Origin of the sequence: Herminiimonas aquatilis, from assembly GCF_042665175.1 — a bacterium.
GTDB lineage: Bacteria > Pseudomonadota > Gammaproteobacteria > Burkholderiales > Burkholderiaceae_D > Oxalicibacterium > Oxalicibacterium aquatilis.
Genome location: NZ_JBHTCC010000001.1, coordinates 1,226,019 through 1,243,174, shown reverse-complemented (window position 1 = coordinate 1,243,174; position 17,156 = coordinate 1,226,019). Strand labels below are relative to the sequence as shown.

The following is a 17,156-nucleotide window of genomic DNA, read 5'->3' as shown; positions in this document are numbered from 1 at the left end:
CGTATGGCGGATTGTATAGGCTGCATAAAAAGGTCAGATCCCGGATTTTTGAAACAATGCGTAAAACAGGCCATCATGGTCGTTGTCCAAACTGGAGGTCGGCAACAACTGGCCGGGAGCAGTTAATCTCGTCGCATTATTACGCACTGCAAACGCAGCTGCCTGCGCTTCTGATTCCTGCGGCCACAATGAGCACGTTACAAATAGCAATTTACCATCCGGTCGCAGCATCTGCCAAAGGTTGTCGAGAATTTCGCCGGAAATTGTTGCAAGCTGTGCAGTATCGCTTTTACGTCTCAGCCAGCGTATATCTGGATGCCGGCGTACGATGCCGGATGCAGTACATGGCACATCGGCCAGGATGCGGTCGAAAGGTTTGCCATCCCACCAACTGTTATCGCTGGCATCTCCGGTCAGCAAGGATGCCTGCAACTGCAGGCGCTCCAAATTTTCAGTGATGCGTGACATGCGACGCTCATCGCTGTCCAGTGCGATCAGTTCGACTTGCGCTGTTTCGAGAATGTGGCCGGTTTTTCCACCCGGGGCTGCGCATGCATCCAGCACACGCATGCCATCTTGTACATCGAGTAAAGGTGCGGCCATCTGAGCGGCTGCATCCTGCACCGAAACCAGGCCGTCGATGAAGCCCGGAATTTGACTCACTGGCGTTGCTTGCGCGAGCCGCACGGCAACCGGACCTATGTGTGTGGCAACGATGTCTTGTTGCGCGAGCATGGCAAGGTAATCCGCTACGCTGATTTTGCGCTGATTGACACGCAGGGTCAGTGGTGGCGAGGCGTTGCCGGCTTGCAGTATTGATTGCCAGTCTTGTGGATACGCCGAGCGCATCCGGTCTATCCACCAGTCCGGATAATTCCAGACTGCCATTTGCGTGCCGGCTGCACTTTTCATTAGCGCATCACGCTCGCGCAAAAAGCGCCGCAAGATGGCGTTCACCATGCCTTTGGCATGCGCCATGTCCGGATCTGCGGCGGCCGCTGTCACTGCCTGATCGACCACGGTGAAATCACTGTAACGCGCACCCGAGGTGGCTGCTTCAGGATCGGAAATCAGCGCGAGCGAACAACACAACAGGCCATGCAAAATGGCCGGGTCGGTTTGCTTGGTCGTCATTGCATTGAGCAAGGCTTCGGCACGGCCGATATGGCGCATGCAGTGATACGAAATATCCTGAATGGCACCGCGCGCTTGTGGGGTTGCATTGGTTTGCGCAAAAATGCGCGCCAGCGATTGCGGTAATGCGATGCCACGTCCGACATCGGCGACAGCCTGTGCGGCACCATGCAGAGTAAAGGAAAGTGAATCGGGTTTTAAATGAATGGTCGCCACATTATGTTTTCGTTAGGGCGGGTGAGGCCGAGCACGATGCAATGATCGTCCAGGGCGGCTTCCTGCCTGAGCCAACTTGCAAGAATGATCATGCAATGCTCGTGATTTTCAATGACGTGATTGTAACGGGAGCGGACTGTCCGCGCGCATTATGCGCGATAAATTGCGGAAGTTTATGGTTTGCGTGTCCTGCCGGATAAGGACAATGATTTAACCGAAATGCGACCGGCAAGCGTCATGATCGAACTGCGAAGGGAAGGCTTGATTCAAGCGGAAGTCAGTTTCGTAACAGCAAACTGCTCCCGCTTTCCTCATTGACGCGAGGCAAACACATGCATGTATCGCCTGCTGTGTGACTGTATCAGCGGTGTTACTTGAACATTAAACGCCCCACATCACATCTTTGTTTTCTTCTCGTGCGGCGCGCAGCATTTCAAGCAGCGGGTAGGCGCGAGATGAAAAATGCACCGCCTCCGGTTGTTCGTGTTCATTGTCGTCGCCTTGTTCGCCATGATGGGCGACGACATCGCGTTGTACCGCTTCGGATGCGTAATGGGCCTTGCTTTCGGTTATTTCGTTTTCCAGTAATTTGATCGCATTGGCTGTTTCTGCTGCGGTAATGACGCCGCGTTTATGGTCTTTATGCAGAAGATCGAGAATACGTTTGGCATGTTCTTCATACATCATGACCTCGGCAGCCGCTTTGGATTTAAACGTAATTAACATGAGCATCCTCCTTGTTGTGAGCCTGATAAAACGATAGCACGATTTCAAAATGGCTTCTAGCGCCGTTCAGTCGCATCTTGTGAACAGCATATACCTGTAAAGACAGAAATGCTTGTGCGCTAGTTCAATTTGAAAGAAGAGAAAAATGTCGTCACCACATCGCGGCTGACCGATTTCTCGGGACCGATCACGATCAGTTGATACACGTGCGTCTCTTTTGCCAGAAAGCGCGCAAACAAAACGCGATTCTGACCGTTCGCTGTCGCGCCGATGGCTTCAATCTCGGTGAATGCCACGGTGCCCGGATTATTCATCGATTGCGGCATGGTCAGCACTTTTTCCTGCTTGATATTGCCGCCGATATTGTTGACCATCGCAGTCTTCATTGCCATCAGTGAAACCTGCGCTTGCACTGCGTCCGGCAACGCGGCACTGCCTACAGCGAAAGTTATGCCATCGACCTCGGATGCGATCATCGTCATCGAGACGGGTATACCTTTCAGATCGATTTTCCGGGTGTATGTTGTGGGTTTGGTTGGCAGCGCGACGATATAAGATGCTGTTTCGCTGCGCACTTCGCGCCAATCGAACTTGGGCGAACACGCACTTAGCAAGAGAAGGCTGGCGATGAAAACCGTATTGCGCAAGTGGGTAGGTGAAAAAATCATGGCGATGAAGGCGTATGCGGGACAGCTATGTTACACCCTGCACTCTATCGGGCTGCAATTCTCGTTCTTGCAAGCGGAGCGGGTGATGCCCGCTCCGGCAAGGCGAGTAAAATCTTCCAAAAATGAAAAGTTCTGCAAACCTATCATAAGGCAATCTCATGGGAAAACTGCTGGCGATCGATGGTTTAAACATCGTGCGGCGTGTGTATGAAGCAAATGTGGAGCCCGACTCATCAGCCAAGGCCGAGTCGGCACTGCGCCATTCGATCGCCTCGTTTAAAAAACTTCTGGCGATGCATCAGCCTACGCATGTATTGCCGGCCTTTGATTTTGGCGGCCACACGTGGCGTCACGATTTGTATCCGCAATATCGTGAAAAGCGCGAAGCGATGCCAGACGTATTGCGCGAGCGCTTGCCGGATTTTTACGTCCAACTGGCGACACTCGGACTGAAGGTGGTGTCGGTGCCCGAGGTGGAGGCCGATGACGTGATCGCGACCGCTGTGATGCGCTGGCTGGCAGAAGGTCGCGGCGATGCAGTCGTCGCGTCAACCGACAAGGATTTGCATGTGCTGATTGCGCACGGCGCGGTGTTGTGGGATCACTTCAAAAGCGAATGGCACGACAGCAAATGGGTGGAAGATAAGTTCGGCGTACCGCCAGAAAAATTGACCGATCTTTTAGCCTTGATGGGCGATGTATCAGATAGCATTCCCGGCGTGTCCAAAGTTGGCGTGAAGACTGCCGCCAAGTTGTTGCAAAGTTACGGCGATATCGACCGCATCATGGCAGGTGCCGGTATTTTGAAAGATAGCTTGGGCGAGCGTTTGCGCAAGGATAGTGCGCAGCTGGCGGTATCGCGAAAACTGGTTGAGTTGAAATCCGATGTGAGGATGGGCGTGACGTGGAACATGCTGGCATTCGACGCGATGCAAACTACTTGATGTGCAATGACAGCACGTTAGTTACCATACACTTTTTGAAATCGAACTTTTATGACTGAACTCAATCAACGCTATATCGTCCAGCAATGCAAAACCAATGCGGGCGAAAAAGAATTGCCTGTTTTTGCCAAGGCAATGCGAAGCAAGGAAGGTGTTTTTGAAGGTGTATCTTTTATTCGCAATCGGGATAAAGCGTCCATCATGACACTGGCAGAAGCGCAAGAAGCGGTGGCGTGGGCCAAGAAGAAAAAGCCGCTGGCGGGCTTGTATGAAACCAGCATTATTCCTGCGGGATAAAGAGGTGCGACTTGCTTGTTGGCGCATCATGTTAAAGATTTTTATGATCTCTGTGAAAGGGCAGGTATGCGCTTAACGATGCGACGTATTATCACTAGCGGTGCTATTGCTTGTGCGGGATGGAGTGCGGTGGGGATTGCATCTGCCTCATCCCCCGATGCGTGGAAAGTCTTATACGAGACAACGGCCGATGCCTGTTTGAAGCAAAGCGGCTTGAAAAAGCCCAAGGTGGTGGAAGGGCCGGTGTTGTTTTCCAATGCGATACTTTACAAGATCAAGGGTACGTGGCCGCAGGCACATATGAAGGGTAAAACGGGCAAAGTGTATTGCTCCCATCCCTACCCAACTGGGGCGCCTGAAATAGTTGATGCACCTTGATTGAGCGTCCTGGTACTGCGATTCGTCGATTGACTTCCATTGTTTGAAAAGTGCTGTTGCGCCAACGATGTATTTTCATCGTTATACGCAACAGCATTAGTACGTCTGCCTATTTCAAGGCGGGAGTTGTGCTAGGCGGTTTGCGAACTTTGGTTGCCTGCTCAAATGCATAAGCCACTTTCACCAGTGTCGCTTCGTCAAATGGCTTACCCATGATATCCATGCCAATCGGAACACCTATCGGTGCGTTGGCACTTGGTTTGGAAAAGCCGATGGGAACGGTGAATGCAGGGAAGCCGGTCATCGCCGCCAGAATGCCGTTGCGGTCAGCCTGATTCAATTCGCCGATCGGGACGACCAAACGTTTCTGCAATGGATAGATGATGGTCTCGACGTTCTGTTCCTTCATGCGCATCAGCAAGCGATCACGCAGGCCATCCAGCTTTGACAAGCGCAGCAAGTATTCCTTTTGCTCACGTGGTGTTTCAATTGCATTCGATGCGCTCAGGAATTTTTCGAGGGTCGGTTTGTTAAACTTGCCAGCCGCGATGAATTCGCTCAGTGTCTTCACTGGTGTCGCATCCCCCAGACTTTGCAGGTAGGCATTGAATAGCGGTTTGAATTCCCATTTTTGCACGTCGTAGTCATTATTGATCGCGCCGGCATCGAACATCGGATCATCAATTTCGACTACAGTTGCGCCCGCTTTTTTTAATGCAGCGACTGCATTTGCCATTGCCAGGTTGACTTCCTCATGTTCAGGCTTGGTGCCCAAAAAGCTTTTCAGTACAGCGATGCGTGCGCCCTTCAAACCATGCGGATCAAGATAAGCAGTATAAGTTTTGGGAATATGGCTGGCACCGCGTGCGGTCGGTATATCAGCGGCGTCGAAGCCAGCTATGACATCAAGCATGATCGCGGCATCAGCGACCGAGCGTGTAATCGGCCCAGCCACGTCTTGCGTGTCCGACACAGGCATCACGCCGGCGCGGCTGACCAGGCCCAGCGTCGAGCGAAAACCGACCAGTGCGTTGGCTGATGCCGGTGAGCGTATCGAATTGACTGTATCGCTGCCTAAACCAGCGGCGGCAAAGTTAGCCGCGATGGCGACGCCTGTGCCGCCGCTTGAGCCGCCTGGTGTGCGAGTCAAATCGTAGGGATTGCGGGTTTGGCCGCCCAGCGAGCTGACGGTCGTGCCCGACAAGGCCAGTTCATGCATATTCGTTTTCATCAAGATGATGGCGCCTGCTTCACGCAATTTGCGCGTGACAGTACTTTCGACCGCCGGACGCACACCTTTCAATGCCTCTGAGCCTCCGGTGGTCGGCATGTCCAGCGTGTTGTAATTGTCTTTGGCGGCGATTGGGACGCAGTGCAGGGGGCCGCTCAATTTCCCCGTCTTTTTGAATTCGGCATCCTTGGCCAGCGCGAGCTCGTGCGCAGCAGGATTGAGCGTCAAGACCGCGTTCAGCACAGGCCCTTGTTTGTCGTAAGCGGCGACGCGTGCCAAATAGGCGTCTACCAAATCGGTGCAACTCAGTTTGCCGCTTTTCAAGGCAGCTTGAATTTTACTGATTGACGTTTCTTCAATGGGGAATGGCTGGGCCGCTTGGGCGCCAAGCTGCAACAGAGCGGTAAGGGAAAAGGCGAGGGCTTTGAGTTTCATGGCATGTCCTTAGTTGAGGAATGCAAGGCGTACGCAATTACCATGCCTGTGACATGTCAGATTTTGGTGCATTTAGAAAACAATAATGATATTTTGACTATTGTTCGCGTAATGCGCGTCGGTATTGAATCGCTTCAGCCACGTGAGCTTGACTGATCGTTGCTGCATCACCCAGGTCGGCAATCGTGCGGGCGACTTTCAAGACGCGATGATAGGCGCGCGCCGACCAGTTCAGGCGTGTCATTGCAGTGCGCAATAACTGCTCGCCTGCTTCATCCGGCTTGCAATGACTGTCCATCTCATTGCCCGCCAATAAGTTATTGTGTTTGCCTTGCCGTGAGAGTTGTCGGGTTGATGCGTGCGCAACGCGCGCTGCGACATGTTCGGAAGATTCGCCGGTCGATTGTTTGAGCAAGTCTTCATGCGCGAGTGCACCGACTTGAATCTGCATGTCTATGCGATCCAGCAAGGGACCCGAGATTTTTCCCTGATTGCCCATCGTCAAAATTAAGCTCACATGTAATCACAGTTAGAGTTTAACTTTGACGTTTTAATACGCTGGCAAAATCAAAAAAGCATGAAGCTCTTTTGCAGACAAATATAAATTACGGGATTACTAGGTCACCCATGCTAAACCTCAATAGCTTTCCAGAATATTTTCGCTCTTATTCATGGGACAAAAAGCACCATTTGTATGGCTATCCTCCGGATAATTTCGAAAAATTTGAATGGATATTGTCTTTGGAAAGAAGATTTGAATGGTTAAAACATCACGGCACGAATAAGCCAACAGCTTCAATTTACTTATTTCGAGAAATGATTCAGTGGGGGGGAAGTCAAAACGGGGTTCTTCAGAAATTTGAAGACCAATTGGGCGAAACAAATCTACAAGCTGTAATACAAGCCATCGTTAACAATCTTCACGACCCTAAGCTGGCAATTGATGTCGCACTTACTTTGCCTGGCTTGGGCTTAACGTATGCGTCGAAACTACTCCGATTTTTACACCCGGAGCGGTATGGGGCGCTCGATACCCGCGTTCGAAACGCTTTGCTCCAACAAATAAACCATAATAGGATACCCAAAATATATGACGGGAATGCTAAGAGTATGAGCACGGGGTATATAGCATTTAACTCATACGTCAATTCATTAAAAATAAATTTAGAGGACGCCAGCATCAATAGACCAGAGTGCGCACTTCCAAGAGCGAACGGCAAAACTGGGTGGCGTTCCGCTGATATTGAGATGGCGCTGTTCGCTTGGGCCAACCCGGACGAAGAACAATACAAAGAACCTTTTGGCAAAACCAAAAGTTATTAGCTTTACAATTGCATTTGTCTATATTAGTTTGGTAGCGCCAATCGTCGCGATGCCCCTCCAGTAAAGAGCTCAAAATCGACCAGTCGCTAAGTATTCAACCTTGAACTTAAATATATCTATATCTCAACGCAGTTAAAAATATAAAACTGACACAAATGTTCGTGATAATTACATGCATTCGCGCTCGCACATCCGCGACTATAAAAATCATCGAAGTCGAACCCGTCGAATACAAATAAGGACTGACTATGTGGAGGGAGTGGCCGGCTTCTATTGTTACTGATAACCAAGAACAGCAAGAATGCGCCCAAGCAAAAACGACTATCGAGGGAAGCCCCGAGGGTTTTTTTCGCCCTTATCCATTCGGATTAGAGAAAAAAGGGGATGGAATAGGCAAAAATGAAGTTGATGAAAATAAACCAGACCTCCCTTCGAAGACAGACTTCCCTACAACTCGCTATTACGGGAGTAAGAGAAAGCAATTAAGCTGGTTACGCAATGAGTTTGCATCCATCAAAGGCGAAACTGCTTTAGATGCGTTCGGAGGTACTGGAGCGGTTTCTCACTTATTGCAAGACTTAGGTTGGCACACAACATACAACGATGTGTTTCAATTTAATACTATTTCGGCACGCGCGTTATTTTCCGGGGCAACATCTAAATTCTCCAAATTTAAACTCGTTGAATTCTTAAAATCCATTCAACCTCAAGAAGGCTTTATATCAAAAACCTTTGAGGGAATTTACTTTACCCGCGAAGAAAACATGTGGCTAGATGGCTGCATGATGAGTATCAAAAATCAAAGAAATGATATTCGCGAATTAATTCTATTTTGTGTCTTTCAGGCATGCCTTAAGAAAAGACCATTTAACCTTTTCCATCGTGCTAATTTAGACCTTAGACAATCCACCGTTCCGGTTAAGTTTGGTAATAGGTCTACGTGGAACAAGTCATTTACTGAACATATCGTCGCCACATATACAGAGGTGGAATTCGCACATCAGCGTATAAAAAATCCCGTGAAAGTCATAGATGCTGGATGTGCGACGTCAATTGATACCAAATTTGATTTGATATATATAGACCCCCCTTATTTTAAAAAAGCAAAAAAAAATACAGAGACTTATCTCGCGCGCTATCACTTTTTAGAAGGCTTAGCGAGATATGACGAATGGGGAAGTCTTATCGACCCCACTTCGCCACAAAAAGTAATTCTTCAACCATTCAGTAAAGAATGGACAAATAAAAACGACTTGATGGATAACCTGCGGCACATGTTTAACAAACATGTGGGGAGCAAATTTGTCATGTCTTACGTTGCTAATGAAGAACCTACAGAACAAGAATTATTTGATTTATTTAGAATAAATTTCGATAGAGTTCAGTTATCCCGCCGTTCATTTACAAGGGCGTTATCCAAAAAGCAGTCATTTGAAATCCTTCTAATAGGACAATAATCTGTGACAATCTACAATCGCAAATACGTTTTATCACTCCCGTACATAATCCTAGGCTGCACAGTAATTTTGCTCGGTGTATTCAGTTACATAGCCCTTAGAATGACCGACAAAAAATTCACTGACAATGAGGGCCCTCTGTGGATATTTGCGATTGGACTTGTTCCTGGCCTTGCTGTTGCATTGATTCAGTTTATTTTGAGTTGGGCAGAATTCAGTCAAATTTCAAAATTTACCAGTATGAAAATCAAGGGGGTTTTAAACACTAGAGATGAAGAAGAATACTATCGAGATTTAATCACAGCCGCCCAATCTAAAATAGATGTTTTGGGCGTAACTGCTTCGAGATTTGCATCAGATTTTTCTAATGAAAATTCGACTCGAGAAGATAAGAAGGTACTAATTCGAGCACTTGAACGTGGAGTAAAGGTTCGCATTTTAGTACCTACATCTAATCATCTATCTGCAAGAGATAGGACAGAGAAATTTCCAATTTCAGAAAGGGTTTTTGGAAGTCTTAGCCAGAAATACCCAAATTTGATGCTCAGATATTTTGACCATAAAGCTTATACGGCGTTGGTGAGAGTAGACGATGATGCACTTTTTGGACCGGTTTTTGACAATGTTGAAAGTAGGCACACACCAGCGATACATGCTCAATGCAGCAGCGTTCTTTCTCAAAGTTATCTTGAACATTTTAAAATTGAATGGAATGCGGCCACGCCATTTCAGCAACAATCTTAATGCTGAAAATTCTCGCTCCTGCAAGAATACACATGACCCTTATCGACCTAGGGGAAGCCGGCTATAGACGAAACGGCGGGATTGGTTTTTGCATCAACCTTCCAGGCGCCGAATTTGACTTCGCTAAGCACACGACGGTAGATATTTCTGAACTTAAAAATGCAGGCTTTAGCCAGCACGAAATTTTGGAATTGACACAAAAAATTACCAAAATTCTTGTATCCAATGGTTCTTATCAAGGAATCAAACTTACCAAATGCAAAATTTCCAATAGACATATTGGTGTTGGAACTGGAACAACGACTGCGCTCGCTTGCATAGAGGCTGCTGCAGTTTTAAATGAAATTCAAATTGATATCAAATCTCTTATTAAAAGCTCTGGGCGAGGAGGGACATCCGGGATAGGCGTACATACTTATTTTAACGGTGGTTTCCTATTAGACGCTGGTCGGCCCTTCGATGCCGCCCCGATACTTCCATCCGATGACATTGCGTCGCCTACCTCAGTGCCTTTAGTACTGTCCAATATTGATATGCCTGCTTGGCCCATTGGATTATTTTTTCCTCCAGATTGTTCAGCAGTTAGTAGGAATACTGAATCGACTTTATTCAAAAATGCCCTTCCACTCGGAGACGAGGATGTCTCCAAAATCGCATATCATTCGGTTTTCGGTGCACTTACAGCAGTAGCAGATTCGAATTTCCAATCATTCTGTATCTCCGTAAATGCTTTACAAAGCTGTGCCTGGAAACAGCACGAAATAAATCTGCACGCCCCGCTTGTGCCGTTTTATATGGAATCTTTAAAAGAACTCGGGTGTGATGCAGTAGGCATGAGTAGCGTTGGTCCCCTCATCTATTTTTTTGCTAGTGATTTCACTAACGTTGCATCCCGGATTTCAGAAAAATATCCCGACGCACATGTAATCAAGACCATGCCAAACAATACTGGGCGGACCATGTCGCATGTTTAATCTCGTATTCTTTTCCACTAATAGAGCGAAGTTGTCGCATTTCCGCCATTTAGGAGAAAAATTTGGCGTCGGCGTTAAAAGTTTCAGGGAAGCTAGTTACTACGCAAGTTATGACGAGCCCGTGATAAATGACCGACATGAGTTGCTCCGGCTAAGCTATATCAGTGCATTAAAGCAGTGGCAAAGACGCCATAAAAAAATAGATGATGAGACAGGAACATTCTTCTTTGAAGATACGTCTGTTCGTATTGAATCTCTAAGTCAAGATATCGAAACGCCCGGAGTGAATGTGAAATTCTGGATGGAAGATATGACCTTCGAGAAGTTAGATGCATTACTTAAAAATAATGGCAACGATAGAAGAGCCACGGTTCGTTCAGATATTGTTATGCACCTTCCTCAAAAATGGCGCGAACTACTAGGCATCAAAGAAGAATTTCTATGGGTATTTGGCGAAGTTAAGGGGGCGGTAGTAAACACCGAAGAATACTTTAGTCCCAACCCAGTTTACCCATGGTTGGACAATATCTCATTCAATCGTTGGTTTGTTCCTGCCGGTGAAGATAAGCCTGTCGGCGCATTAAACATTGAAGATGCAGACGTAAACGATTTCCGATTGCACGCATTTGAAAAAATTATTGCTGTTCTTAATCGTTTGCAACTTATTCAATCTCCCAGAATAGCTTCTCCAATTCAACTTGAGCTTCCTCGCGTAAGCACGCCCCCTTCAGTTTTTGTAATTTGTGGGCAAACGTGTGTGGGCAAAACTACCTCTGCGGGTTGGATTACAGATACATACGGAATTCCCCATATCGAAGCCAGTGATTTTATGTACAAGGCGTTCTGGGATAGACATGGACTCAAGTCTTCAATTCGGATTGGCGATTTTGCTGAAGCAGCTTTAAAAACACAGCCAGGGATTGTTGCACTCCCGCTAGCGCAACACATTGCCGATAAACAATTTGGCTCAGTTATCGTTACTGGATTTAGAGCGTGGGAGGAGGTAGAAATTTTTAGTCGAGAAATCTCAAGAGAAAAAAAGCTTGAATTAATTTATCTAGATGCTCCAGTAGACGTGAGATTGGCCCGAGCCATAAAAAGAAATCGTGATGAAGTTACTCCAGAAAAATTTGCTGCTCGTGAAGCACAAGAAGCCCAAATGGGCCTAGGTCGAATTGCAGCTGAGGATATCGCTCGTCACATTGATAATAGTGGCACCCTTTCAAATTTTTTTCGCCGTCTTCGGCATAAATATGATTCTGCCTTTCGAATGCATGCTGAGTTTCCGAGGCAAACTAAAACTGATGGCAATCTAGAACCATTGATTTTATTAACGCTTCTTGACCAACGAGACAACGGAGTATGGCTAACTACAACTGAAATTTCAGTAAAGCTCAATTTAAAATTTATGCTTGAAAAATCAAAGAATAATGTCAGTCGCTACTTTAATCAGGGTTTTCACCCTTACTTTGAGGCTCGCATAAGAGTATCGAATGGACGAAAAACCCAAACAGTTGAATACAGACTTTCGCCAACAGGTATTAGCGAGGCGAAAATTCTTGTCCAAACATCCATGGCCCCAAATCCTCAAAGAAAAATTCAATTACTAACTCAAAGTCATCAAACTTCTTTTAAATTCGGTAGCCATTCATGATTGATTTTTAAAACAGAACAATCGCTACACCTAACAGATATCAAATTTTTATTCTTATAGAGTAAACCGTGTAATCAGAGCATGCTTTGTCTGAAGGAGAGAGAGTAAAACCTGCCCTAAAATAAGGTCTTACTCCGCATTCAACATCAACGGTATCTTGATACTCCTGAATATTCCAGCACCATTGAGCTGCTTCGAAATCTTCGCGCCGCTCTTCAAAATCAAATCGATTAATCGTTACAGTTATAACAAATCCACGCAGGTTATACGTAACATCTAGATTAAGATTGCCATCCTCTAAAATTTCAATGGTATGAATTTCGGTATCTTCGATACCCTCAAGACACGAGGTCTGAATCTTTAACGCTCCAGCAAACAATGACTCATTTTCGGTAAAGCCATCGACAACCGTTTTAGGTGGTAACGTTCGGAGTGCATCTTCGCCTTCCTCTTCAAGGAAAGTATAAAAATCGTTATCCCCCTCATCCGCTAAGCGCTGACGATTATCTTCCAATATTTTTTTATAATTATCGCCTAAGCGCTCAAGAATATAATCAGGTTTCGTACCATCAAATTGAATGCTGAGGATGCCATTTACCGATTTCGCACTCCCACGAAGTTGGGTACGGGATTGCTCGGCCCCACCCTGAAGAACGGCATATTCAGTTGGCCAATAATTTTTTGGCCAGGGTGCGTAGACCTTCTCTAACGCAGCGGACCAAATAAGAGAGACATAAGTTGGGCCGTTGCCACCTTCCCACTCCAAAGAGGCAGAGACCACTCCCACTACGTGCCCAGCTTCATTAAAGACAGGCCCGCCGCTCATGCCGCCATACGTATCCATGTTTATTTCCACTATCGGACCGGGAAGGTGATTGCCACGCCCGTTCAGAAGATAGGAAATAACACAACCAGATGAACATAAACTTGTTAAATTTATTTCTCCATCTGGCGTGGTCTCTTCGCGAAATCCAACAGCCCAGAGTCTTTCTCCAACTCGCGGAATAGCCATTTCAACTACACCCATTGCGAGCGGCCATTTATTTGCATCTTCAGAAACAGGGACACACGAAGCGACGGCTACATCGGAGCGACGAGTTCTTGGAAGTTGGCTTGGAATCGTTTCAATATGTCCTCGAAATGCATTTGTATCTCGCAGGGCCCATATTCGTACATGTTTATGCTCCACAAATGAAAACGCAAAGATGTTTTTTCCTTGCAGTTCATCAAGCACATGTGTCGCAGTTATCAGTAGGCCTGCACCCACCATGATTCCGCTGCCGACACATCGAGGGCCGTGCTCTGAAATATATCCAATTGCAAGCACTTGGCCTTTGCTTATATTGAGTCCCTCTTGTTCTCCAATACCATCTATTGCAGTAAATACTGGACGGTCCCAGATTAACTGCATTTGAAGGGGACCTAGGTCCGGCACGGTGATGCAGGCGCCACTAGTACTGGGTTTTATTTTTTCTAAGTTATTCATTTGTGTGCATCATTTTCAGCCCAGGGGGATAGCCAACTTTTCACCACCTGCCCCCTTACTTCTGAGCTTCTATGCCTTCTATAAATATCGCTTCTAACTAGGTATTCCATCGCTCGATTGAACAGAAGATGTCGTGGATATGAGCTCTCAAATTCACCGGGAGACTCGAAGCAGTGTCCAACTGCAGGTAAGTCTCACAATACGCCCTTGCGATTTCAACTTTGCTTCCATTATCTAATTTCAACCGACCATTTGCGTCTACAGTGAAATATTTAGCTAGATATTCCAACGGAAGGTAGGATTCAATCGTGTACTTGTCCGTTACCCAAATCTTGCACCGACCGTGTTTGATTGCCTCCAGTTCGGCAAGTACTCTCGCTTTGGCTGAATTCGGTTTAATGCAGGTGAGTTTCCCATCCGCATCCTCTATGAAGTCAGTGTCGCGGTCCATGACTAATACTAGATTTCTATTCATGCTCAACATTGAGATGAAAGATTCTTGTTCATTTAGACTCATGTGCGACAACATCGCACCTCCATAGAGATTGAAGGAATAGTCCACGTTTTCTTTGGGCTCCGTCTTACCATTTTCCTTACAGTACAGGCTCAGCCAATGCTTAATGTAGATGCGGTCAGACGGTCCTTCTACCCAGACCACACCATTGCTTTGCGAAATATCAGAGCCACGAATTCCCAAAGCGTCCATGACTTGCCACGCCGACGAATATTCTTCAATGGTTTCCGCATTAGCTGCGAACATACCTGGCTGCTTCTGCCAGAGGTTCGACTGCTGAAATACAGTAGAGTGTGTTGAGATGAATAGTTGAAGTTTTCGCCTTAGTGCGACGACTTCCATCTCCTTTGCAAGATAACGCTGGAGCCGAGGGTGTAGATGCGTCTCCGGCTCTTCAAGTAAGCATACAGACCCTTCTGGGACTCCTTCCATCCAAGAAATAATCGATGCCAGCCGGCGCCATCCGGAGGGGAGCGCCGACACATGAACCTTATTTGGCTGAGTAATATCGTCAGACAATAGAATGCCAACACGTTGCTCGTCAATCGCGTGGAAGGGATTGGATTTCTTGCCGTCCGAAATGAAAGACTTTTCGAATTCATCCTTAGGCAAAAATAGGGGGGAAAGAATACCGGGTAGATGTGATGCAGCTCTGTTGAGGAGAGCAACCAACATCGGTATGCTTACTTCGGTTTCTATATTCCAATATGCCACGTTGCATTTTAATTTGGCGAATTCACCCTTTAATCTGGTCCACGATTCAGGGTCTAATTCAGTTTTGCTGATGTTCTTAATGAACGAAAACAGCTGCTTCCCTTTACAGAATGAGATAAGGTCCAAAGACTGAATATCCGTAGAATTCTTACGAATATTGGTAGCGCTCGTTGCTTGCTTTATGGCGTGCGGGTATGACATGGCTATAAGATGTTTGTCTCCGCTGAACTCGATGTGAAAAGCGGTTAGTCGGTTATTTTTTCTATTTTCGCGGGGTAGAGAAATTGCCCGACGGGGCTCACGAAGAATATCAATCAACTCTAGGATGGTTGATTTTCCACCACCGTTGACGCCAATAAAGAGATTTATTGTCTTGAAGTTGTACCAGCATCGTTTAGCCATCCATTCTTGGAGCATATCCGGACTAGTAGCTTTGAATGTATTAAGTCTTCGAACACCACAAAAGGAGAGTCGCGTTACATGTGTCATTTACTGCGCTTTATAAAATGGCCAATTATCAATTCGAACGCTGCGTGGAGATAAAAGCAGCACTTTTTAATAGTTGAAATTGCTCCACAAGCGGCTTAAAAAAATTTAGAGACAAGAATTTTATGACCAAGCTGCTTGCCGCAGATGAAGACTGCCGCATAGATTTAATACCCTTGGAATAAATTCGCACCACACAAACTACTCGCGCGAAAGTCAGGCAACTTGTGCGGAGACTTCTATTTCCGGGTCATCTCAGCAAGGTTCCGAAACACATCAGCACTTTTCCATAAGTTATTTGGAAACCCTGAAAGCATCAACTTCGTCACTCGGTCTCTCACAGTGTGACCAGCTAAAACACCTCCGAATCTGCTCACAAACCATATTCCATTGTCTAGAAATAAAGGGCTTAGCTCTATACGTTCTTTGGTCGCATAACTGCAATTTAAGTCCAATGCGCGCGCCCGAATATATTGGCTTTTTTCATTATCTCCGGCTTGCGCCGCAAGAATTAGCTGAGTCTCCAATTTACTCAATTTACATACCTCCTCGATAGACTTATTGCTGATGACTGAAGCTAAGAATATTAGATAGTCACGCAACAGCGTAGCCTGTTGACTCCTTGAGGAAGGGGTATGTTGGAGCTTATCCTCAAAATTAAAAATTAATGTTTTGAATTCTTGCCAGCTTGCTTGCCGTCGCTGTGACAGCATCTCATTCAGAACTTTCGATTCAGATATTTCAAGAATTCTTCTAACGGATTTTTTTGAGATTTTCTGACCTGACTTACTCAACTCGTCTATCGCGGCATTTACGTCGTTTTGAACAACCCATGATTGGCGTCGCACCAAGCTATCATTGACAACTTCATTTAACCATCCTGGCATTACTATGCCGCTTGATGTGAAATGATGAAGCGATATCTCAGCTTTCTTTGCTACGCAAACAAATCGTTCCGGCCAATCTTGCATTAGCCAATAAGCCGCATCTAGAATCTGCGCTCTATCTTTTAAAGAACTTAGTTCTATTACCGAGCTTTTACAGTTCAATGTAAATATCATTCTTGCGGGTAGTTGCTTAATAATTTTTGAAGACGAACTCCTTATCATCAATTGGCACAGCGCCCAAAGGCCCGAAAATACATCATGGACATTTTGTGCCTGCGAAATCTCTTTCGGTACTTTTCCGTGGTTTGCGCATGTCCAGAGCGGGAGTGAAAATAGCTCGGCACTTTTCGTAACGCTGAGGACAGATAAATCGTGTCCGCACCAGAAACATATGGATAGACGTTCCATACTCATGCTCCGAGTACTTTTAAGATTGAACGGCCAGATTCCTTTATGACAGGACGGACATCTATCTTGAAGTACACATTGATGCTTTGGGCAAGAAGTAAGAAAAGCGAATCGCCACGAAAGCCGGAAGTAAGGTTCGTCATCTTCTGCTATGCAAACTGGACAATAAACTCCTCTAGCCCGACCATCATTAGCCATTATAGGAATCACCCACCTGAGCTTGTGACTTTTATCAAATTCGTCAGATATTTTTCCACCTAAAGATTCTAATGTCAGGCCTGACAAAACTATTGAGCTAATTCTGAATTGCTCCACAAGCCAATTTAACTCAGCTTCTTTTGGCATTCGGTCATAGTCTGTTTTGTATCCGTCGCTATCTTTAAAGCTTGGAAATCTACGAAACCCATTTGCGATGCCTGAGCGCTGCCGCCACGATGAAAGTGATTCACCACTCAACGGCTGCGGACGAATAAGAAACAC

15 protein-coding genes and 1 pseudogene are annotated in these 17,156 nt (G+C 46.3%); 8 read left to right on the top strand and 8 right to left on the bottom strand.

Going from position 1 to position 17,156, the window contains the following annotated elements; genetic code table 11:
* Positions 1-33: 33 nt before the first annotated feature.
* The 3 genes from rsmB to ACFQO0_RS05690 all read right to left on the bottom strand — a co-directional run bounded on the left by rsmB (position 34) and on the right by ACFQO0_RS05690 (position 2,744).
* On the bottom strand, positions 34-1,350 hold the full coding sequence (rsmB, locus tag ACFQO0_RS05700) for a 16S rRNA (cytosine(967)-C(5))-methyltransferase RsmB (protein ID WP_382233044.1): 1,317 nt from the start codon (positions 1,348-1,350) through the stop codon (positions 34-36).
* A gap of 381 nt (positions 1,351-1,731) precedes the next feature.
* Positions 1,732-2,076 carry a DUF1840 domain-containing protein gene (locus ACFQO0_RS05695; protein ID WP_382233043.1) on the bottom strand — a complete coding sequence of 115 codons (345 nt, stop codon included), beginning with the start codon at positions 2,074-2,076 and terminating at the stop codon, positions 1,732-1,734.
* Positions 2,077-2,195: 119 nt separating this feature from the next.
* Positions 2,196-2,744: a hypothetical protein gene (locus ACFQO0_RS05690; protein WP_382233042.1), complete on the bottom strand. Its 549-nt coding sequence runs from the start codon at positions 2,742-2,744 to the stop codon at positions 2,196-2,198.
* Between the two features lie 158 nt (positions 2,745-2,902).
* Here ACFQO0_RS05690 and ACFQO0_RS05685 point away from each other — a divergent pair, with 158 nt between their 5' ends.
* The 3 genes from ACFQO0_RS05685 (at position 2,903) to ACFQO0_RS05675 (ending at position 4,363) form a co-directional block, all read left to right on the top strand.
* Positions 2,903-3,688, top strand: a complete 786-nt coding sequence (locus ACFQO0_RS05685; protein ID WP_382233041.1) for a 5'-3' exonuclease — start codon at positions 2,903-2,905, stop codon at positions 3,686-3,688.
* A 51-nt stretch (positions 3,689-3,739) separates the two neighbouring features.
* Positions 3,740-3,985, top strand: a complete 246-nt coding sequence (locus ACFQO0_RS05680) for a hypothetical protein (protein WP_382233040.1) — start codon at positions 3,740-3,742, stop codon at positions 3,983-3,985.
* A gap of 78 nt (positions 3,986-4,063) precedes the next feature.
* Positions 4,064-4,363 carry a hypothetical protein gene (locus tag ACFQO0_RS05675; RefSeq protein ID WP_382233039.1) on the top strand — a complete coding sequence of 100 codons (300 nt, stop codon included), beginning with the start codon at positions 4,064-4,066 and terminating at the stop codon, positions 4,361-4,363.
* 109 nt (positions 4,364-4,472) lie between these two features.
* On the opposite strand, the gene ACFQO0_RS05670 is transcribed toward ACFQO0_RS05675, so the two are convergent.
* Both ACFQO0_RS05670 and ACFQO0_RS05665 read right to left on the bottom strand, forming a co-directional pair.
* Positions 4,473-6,029 (bottom strand): amidase family protein, encoded by a 1,557-nt coding sequence (locus ACFQO0_RS05670; protein ID WP_382233038.1) that lies wholly within the window; start codon positions 6,027-6,029, stop codon positions 4,473-4,475.
* Between the two features lie 97 nt (positions 6,030-6,126).
* Positions 6,127-6,519, bottom strand: a pseudogene (locus ACFQO0_RS05665) (magnesium chelatase subunit ChlI family protein); the annotation flags it as partial.
* Positions 6,520-6,656: 137 nt separating this feature from the next.
* On the opposite strand from ACFQO0_RS05665, the gene ACFQO0_RS05660 reads away from it, so the two are divergent.
* From ACFQO0_RS05660 to ACFQO0_RS05640, 5 genes are all read left to right on the top strand, one after another.
* Entirely contained in the window at positions 6,657-7,352 is a 696-nt protein-coding gene (locus tag ACFQO0_RS05660) for a hypothetical protein (RefSeq protein WP_382233037.1), read from the top strand.
* A gap of 248 nt (positions 7,353-7,600) precedes the next feature.
* Positions 7,601-8,809 carry a DNA adenine methylase gene (locus ACFQO0_RS05655; RefSeq protein ID WP_382233036.1) on the top strand — a complete coding sequence of 403 codons (1,209 nt, stop codon included), beginning with the start codon at positions 7,601-7,603 and terminating at the stop codon, positions 8,807-8,809.
* Positions 8,810-8,911: 102 nt separating this feature from the next.
* Positions 8,912-9,553, top strand: coding sequence for a hypothetical protein (locus ACFQO0_RS05650; protein ID WP_382233035.1), 642 nt, complete (start codon positions 8,912-8,914; stop codon positions 9,551-9,553).
* Positions 9,553-10,527, top strand: a complete 975-nt coding sequence (locus tag ACFQO0_RS05645; RefSeq protein ID WP_382233034.1) for a beta-ribofuranosylaminobenzene 5'-phosphate synthase family protein — start codon at positions 9,553-9,555, stop codon at positions 10,525-10,527. Before ACFQO0_RS05650 ends, ACFQO0_RS05645 begins: the two co-directional genes overlap by 1 nt.
* Complete coding sequence (locus ACFQO0_RS05640; RefSeq protein ID WP_382233033.1) at positions 10,520-12,181, top strand: non-canonical purine NTP pyrophosphatase; 1,662 nt, start codon at positions 10,520-10,522, stop codon at positions 12,179-12,181. The genes ACFQO0_RS05645 and ACFQO0_RS05640 overlap by 8 nt, the downstream gene beginning before the upstream one ends.
* A gap of 40 nt (positions 12,182-12,221) precedes the next feature.
* Here ACFQO0_RS05640 and ACFQO0_RS05635 read toward each other — a convergent pair whose 3' ends face one another.
* The 3 genes from ACFQO0_RS05635 to ACFQO0_RS05625 form a co-directional block, all read right to left on the bottom strand.
* Positions 12,222-13,667, bottom strand: coding sequence for a S1 family peptidase (locus ACFQO0_RS05635; RefSeq protein WP_382233032.1), 1,446 nt, complete (start codon positions 13,665-13,667; stop codon positions 12,222-12,224).
* A 97-nt stretch (positions 13,668-13,764) separates the two neighbouring features.
* Positions 13,765-15,384, bottom strand: a complete 1,620-nt coding sequence (locus ACFQO0_RS05630; RefSeq protein ID WP_382233031.1) for an ATP-dependent nuclease — start codon at positions 15,382-15,384, stop codon at positions 13,765-13,767.
* A gap of 236 nt (positions 15,385-15,620) precedes the next feature.
* The gene (locus ACFQO0_RS05625) at positions 15,621-17,156 is read right to left on the bottom strand and encodes a TniQ family protein (RefSeq protein WP_382233030.1); all 1,536 of its coding nucleotides are present in this window, start codon (positions 17,154-17,156) and stop codon (positions 15,621-15,623) included.

Excerpts from the sequence above, each read along its gene's own strand:
- ACFQO0_RS05670 (WP_382233038.1), bottom strand. The coding sequence starts at position 6,029 with ATGAAACTCAAAGCCCTCGCCTTTTCCCTTACCGCTCTGTTGCAGCTT.
- ACFQO0_RS05690 (WP_382233042.1), bottom strand. The coding sequence starts at position 2,744 with ATGATTTTTTCACCTACCCACTTGCGCAATACGGTTTTCATCGCCAGC.
- ACFQO0_RS05655 (WP_382233036.1), top strand. The coding sequence starts at position 7,601 with ATGTGGAGGGAGTGGCCGGCTTCTATTGTTACTGATAACCAAGAACAG.
- ACFQO0_RS05685 (WP_382233041.1), top strand. The coding sequence starts at position 2,903 with ATGGGAAAACTGCTGGCGATCGATGGTTTAAACATCGTGCGGCGTGTG.
- ACFQO0_RS05695 (WP_382233043.1), bottom strand. The coding sequence starts at position 2,076 with ATGTTAATTACGTTTAAATCCAAAGCGGCTGCCGAGGTCATGATGTAT.
- ACFQO0_RS05635 (WP_382233032.1), bottom strand. The coding sequence starts at position 13,667 with ATGAATAACTTAGAAAAAATAAAACCCAGTACTAGTGGCGCCTGCATC.
- ACFQO0_RS05645 (WP_382233034.1), top strand. The coding sequence starts at position 9,553 with ATGCTGAAAATTCTCGCTCCTGCAAGAATACACATGACCCTTATCGAC.
- ACFQO0_RS05630 (WP_382233031.1), bottom strand. The coding sequence starts at position 15,384 with ATGACACATGTAACGCGACTCTCCTTTTGTGGTGTTCGAAGACTTAAT.
- ACFQO0_RS05680 (WP_382233040.1), top strand. The coding sequence starts at position 3,740 with ATGACTGAACTCAATCAACGCTATATCGTCCAGCAATGCAAAACCAAT.
- ACFQO0_RS05640 (WP_382233033.1), top strand. The coding sequence starts at position 10,520 with ATGTTTAATCTCGTATTCTTTTCCACTAATAGAGCGAAGTTGTCGCAT.
- ACFQO0_RS05660 (WP_382233037.1), top strand. The coding sequence starts at position 6,657 with ATGCTAAACCTCAATAGCTTTCCAGAATATTTTCGCTCTTATTCATGG.
- ACFQO0_RS05675 (WP_382233039.1), top strand. The coding sequence starts at position 4,064 with ATGCGACGTATTATCACTAGCGGTGCTATTGCTTGTGCGGGATGGAGT.
- ACFQO0_RS05650 (WP_382233035.1), top strand. The coding sequence starts at position 8,912 with ATGACCGACAAAAAATTCACTGACAATGAGGGCCCTCTGTGGATATTT.